The 4,253-nt window shown below is 62.8% G+C and carries 3 protein-coding genes and 1 pseudogene; 1 reads left to right on the forward strand and 3 read right to left on the reverse strand.

Going from position 1 to position 4,253, the window contains the following annotated elements; genetic code table 11:
* Positions 1–1,351 (forward strand): annotated as a pseudogene (locus EN879_RS26140) (aminotransferase class V-fold PLP-dependent enzyme); the annotation flags it as partial.
* 1 nt (position 1,352) lies between these two features.
* Here the strand turns inward: EN879_RS26140 and EN879_RS26145 are convergent.
* From EN879_RS26145 to EN879_RS26155, 3 genes are all read right to left on the reverse strand, one after another.
* Positions 1,353–2,528, reverse strand: coding sequence for a GGDEF domain-containing protein (locus EN879_RS26145; protein WP_063167886.1), 1,176 nt, complete (start codon positions 2,526–2,528; stop codon positions 1,353–1,355).
* Between the two features lie 160 nt (positions 2,529–2,688).
* Positions 2,689–3,159 carry a hypothetical protein gene (locus EN879_RS26150; RefSeq protein WP_013531956.1) on the reverse strand — a complete coding sequence of 157 codons (471 nt, stop codon included), beginning with the start codon at positions 3,157–3,159 and terminating at the stop codon, positions 2,689–2,691.
* Positions 3,160–3,319: 160 nt separating this feature from the next.
* Entirely contained in the window at positions 3,320–4,144 is an 825-nt protein-coding gene (locus tag EN879_RS26155) for a hypothetical protein (RefSeq protein ID WP_013531957.1), read from the reverse strand.
* Between the last annotated feature and the right edge of the window lie 109 nt (positions 4,145–4,253).

Raw genomic sequence — 4,253 nt, forward strand, 5'->3', positions numbered from 1 at the left:
ATCCTGCACCATGAAGCTCAACGCCGCCGCCGAGATGATGCCGGTGAGCTGGCCGAGCATTGCCAATCTGCACCCTTTCGCCCCGGCCGCGCACTCGGCAGGCTACCGCGCCATGATCGGCGAGCTGGAGGGCTGGCTGTCGGAGATCACCGGCTTCGACGCCGTCACATTGCAGCCCAATGCCGGCAGCCAGGGCGAATATGCCGGACTGCTCGCCATCCGCGGCTATCACCGCTCTCGCGGCGACAACCACCGCACCGTCTGCCTGATCCCCTCCTCGGCGCATGGCACCAATCCCGCGAGCGCGGCGATGGCTGGCATGAACGTCGTCGTCGTGCGCTGCACCGAAGACGGTAACATCGACATGGACGACATGAAGGCCAAGGCGACTGAGCATGCGCAAAATCTCGCAGCGCTGATGTTCACCTATCCCTCGACGCATGGCGTGTTCGAGGAAGGCGCACGCGATCTCTGCGCGCTGATCCATGAGCATGGCGGCCAGGTCTATTTCGACGGTGCCAACCTCAACGCGCTGGTCGGGCTTGCCCGTCCCGGCGACATCGGCGCCGATGTCTGCCATATGAACCTGCACAAGACCTTCTGCATTCCGCATGGCGGCGGCGGACCCGGCATCGGGCCGATCGGCGTCAAGGCGCATTTGAAGCCGTATTTGCCCGGCCATGTCACCGAAGGCTCGGCGCACGCCGTCTCCGCCGCCCCCTTCGGCAGCGCCTCGATCCTGCCGATCACCTGGATGTATATCCGCATGATGGGCGCCTCGGGCCTGAAGCAGGCGACCGAAACAGCGATCCTTTCCGCCAACTACATCGCAACGCGGCTCGGTGCGCATTTCCCGGTGCTCTACAAGGGCAGGCAGGGACGCGTCGCGCATGAATGCATCCTCGACACCCGTGTGCTCAAGGAGAGTGCAGGCATCAGTGTCGACGATGTCGCCAAGCGGCTGATCGATTATGGTTTTCACGCGCCGACCATGTCCTTCCCGGTCGCCGGCACGCTGATGGTGGAGCCGACCGAGTCCGAGCCCAAGCGGGAAATCGACCGCTTCTGCGAGGCCATGATCGCGATATCGGCAGAGGCAGCAAAAGTCGCCAGGGGCGAATGGCCTTTGGCCGACAATCCGCTGGTCAACGCGCCGCACACCGCCGCCGAGGCGCTGGCCGGCCAGTGGAACCATCCCTACTCGCGCCTGGAAGCGGCCTATCCGGCCGGCGACGCCGACACGGCAGCCAAGTACTGGCCTCCGGTGTCACGCATCGACAATGTCGCCGGCGACCGCAACCTGGTCTGCTCGTGCCCGCCGCTGTCCGACTATCTGGGGGCCGCGGAGTAATTTACGCTGAGCGCAAGGCCGGCTTGATCGGCTCGGCCTTGCCCATCCTCTTGCGGCTGATGACGCAATTTCGTCCGGCGCGTTTGGCGGCATAGAGCGCCGCGTCTGCCTCGGTGAGCACGTTGTCGAGGCTGCTGCCGCTTGCCTCGCCAAAGCCGATGCCGCCGCTGACCGTGCTGCGCAATTTGCCGAGCTGGGTGGGGACGATTTCGGCGCCGAAAGCCACGCCGATCTTGCTGGCGAGATCGTAGGCCTTTTCGTCCGTCATCCGCGACATGACGACTGCGAACTCCTCGCCGCCAAGGCGAAAAGCGTCGACGCCGGGCCGGGCATATTTCTTGATGACGGCGGCAAAACGGCACAAGACCTGATCCCCAACCGGGTGACCGTAGACATCGTTCGTCCGCTTGAAGTGGTCGAGGTCGAACATGACGATAGACATGAATGGACCGAAACTCCGCTCGCCGTAAAGCGACGTCAATGCCCGGCGGTTCAGCAACCCTGTCAGCGGGTCGGTCATGGTCTCGGCCTTGAGCTCGATCTGCGCCTGCAGATGATGGAGGGAGAGCGTCAATGCTCCGAGCCCGGTCATGCAGGCCACCGCCACGACGGAATTCAATCGTTCGGCCCAATTGTCGGGCGCAATCGCGAGCGTCCATTGCCCCTTGGTCAGCAGAACCACGCCGCAAAGCGCAAACGACATCGCGCAGGTGCCGCTCAGAAACGAAACCACCAGCAGGATGCGGCGATCGTGACTGCCGTTGATCCAGAACATGGCGCCGATCGCCGACAGCAGCGCCGTCACCGTGGTGTAGGTGATGATGAAGCCAACGCCGTCAAAGCCAAGGAAAGTGACAGCGGCACAGATAGTCATGGCGGCAAGCGCCGGTGCAACGGCGCGCCTGTAGCCGGGCACGCCGAGATATTGCATGGCCGACAAGCAGAGGATCAGGAACCCCAGGCTGAGCAGCGCAAGCACGATCTGGCAAAGCAGCGGATCGGGGTCCTTGGTGTACCGCCAGAACAGGATCACATGCGCGACGAGCACCAGAATTCCGCACGCCACCGTCAGCACGAAACCTGCCTTGGGTGCGGTGAACCAGATCGCAAACATGGTGACGCTGAGGCATATGCCCGACAGCGCGGCTGCGAGCAGGAGCGAACTGAAGTCCAGCATATCGGGCAAGGGCCTCTCGAGCGTCGGCGGTTGCGCTGCATTCTAGGTCAGCGGCTGCCCCCAGATACGGATTTTCAGGCGATCCATCGATGCAACCTGCAGATAGGGTTTACAAAGCGTCGATGGCACGTGTCCCGAAACCGGACCATTGGACGCGAGATCAACCCTTGTTCAGGAGAGCGAGGTTGGCGTTGACGACGGTGGGATCGGCCATGCCGGCCTTCGCTTCGAGCAGCAGCGCCTTGGCCTTCTTGCGATTGCCGCGCAGCAGTTGCGAATAACCCATATTGTTGACGATCTGCGGCCTGCGACCGGCGACTTTCAGAAGCTGGCCGTAGGCACGGTCGGCGAAGTCGAAGCGGCCGAGTTCATCATAGGAAGCCGCGAGCCCCATCCAGGCCTCCGCATTGTCGGCCTTCAACTCGACGGCCTTGCGGAAGTGCTTTTCGGCGAGGCCGTAATTGGCGTCGCGAAACTGCGCCTTGCCTTGCGCCAGATCGGAGGTTTCGGTGTCTTTAGCCGCCGGTTGGATGGCGGTGGTCTTGGTGGTGTCGACGCCACTCGTCGAACAGCCAGACATCATCAAGACGGCCGCCATCGTGGCCATTGCCGGGAAATTATTGTGACGCATGCCCCTGCCTCATCGCCCGATTTGCCGGGTCGTTCTTCAGGAAACACAATATATCAGCGGCGATTAAACTTCGGTGCCGAAACGCCGCCAAAATTCGGCTTCGGGCACACCAGCCATTAACCACCAGGCCGCGGTGCTTCAGTCGCAGCCAGCGGCGTCCTCACGGCTCCAGGGCTTTGAGCCCCGCAGGAGCCGTATACCGGCTGCCGTCATAGCGCAGCCGGTAGGTTTGGCTCACGGACTTGCCGGGATGGGACTGGCACTCGCCATCCTTGTCGGGCAACGGATTGTCGGTATCCATTCGCTCGACCACCGTTATGTCGTGGTAGCCATGATGTTTGGCCGGGCTCATCGCCAGGCTAACCCGACTGGTATGGAAGGATCCGGCGCAATTGGTATCACCCTCGCCGCCATTGCCGGCCACGACCAGGCCATCGAGCACCATCCTCAGGGAATCGCCATCGACGGCATAGAGCCGCAGGTCGGTTTCACTGAACGGATTAGGCAGCGAATTGTTTGCCATTTCGATGCGCAGGCCAAAGGCAGTAACATCGGGCGCCAGCGCATAGCGGCCGGTATCAAGCTCCACCTGGCGGATGGCGATGGCATCATCATTCATCAGCCCGGGCTGGAGCAGGCGCTGGCGCACCTGCCGGCTCTTCCTGTCGACAATCAAAAGCTCGATATCGCCGGCATGCGCGTAGTCGCTGGGTTGGGACCCGTCCATCAGCGGCACTGCGACCAACAGCAGGTCGTCATGGGCGGGCCAGATCTTGCAAGCCAGCCCTGGCGGATCGCCATACGCGAATGTCAGGGCAATGCTGGTGTGGGGTTCGAGCGTGAACGAGGTGCCGTCGGCGCTCTTTCGAGCTTTGGGATAGGCCTGCTGCACCAAGGCGGCGGCATCGCCGCAATCGCCGGCCACGGCCCAGGCGGGCGACAGGCTGGCCGCGGCAAGGCCAAGGAAGAGGGTGCGCAGCAGCATGGACTTTCTCACCTGCAAAGCCGGGTTCGGTCAGAACAATGGTTTGTCAGCCCCTTGCTAGGGCTTTTGTGGAGCGCTCGCTAGTGCGCCGTCATTTTGACGATGACTG

This window comes from Mesorhizobium sp. M7A.F.Ca.AU.002.02.1.1 (genome assembly GCF_003998535.1).
Classification (GTDB): domain Bacteria; phylum Pseudomonadota; class Alphaproteobacteria; order Rhizobiales; family Rhizobiaceae; genus Mesorhizobium; species Mesorhizobium ciceri.

Coding starts and splice junctions, on each gene's coding strand:
- EN879_RS26150 (WP_013531956.1), bottom strand. CDS start 3,159: ATGCGTCACAATAATTTCCCGGCAATGGCCACGATGGCGGCCGTCTTG.
- EN879_RS26155 (WP_013531957.1), bottom strand. CDS start 4,144: ATGCTGCTGCGCACCCTCTTCCTTGGCCTTGCCGCGGCCAGCCTGTCG.
- EN879_RS26145 (WP_063167886.1), bottom strand. CDS start 2,528: ATGCTGGACTTCAGTTCGCTCCTGCTCGCAGCCGCGCTGTCGGGCATA.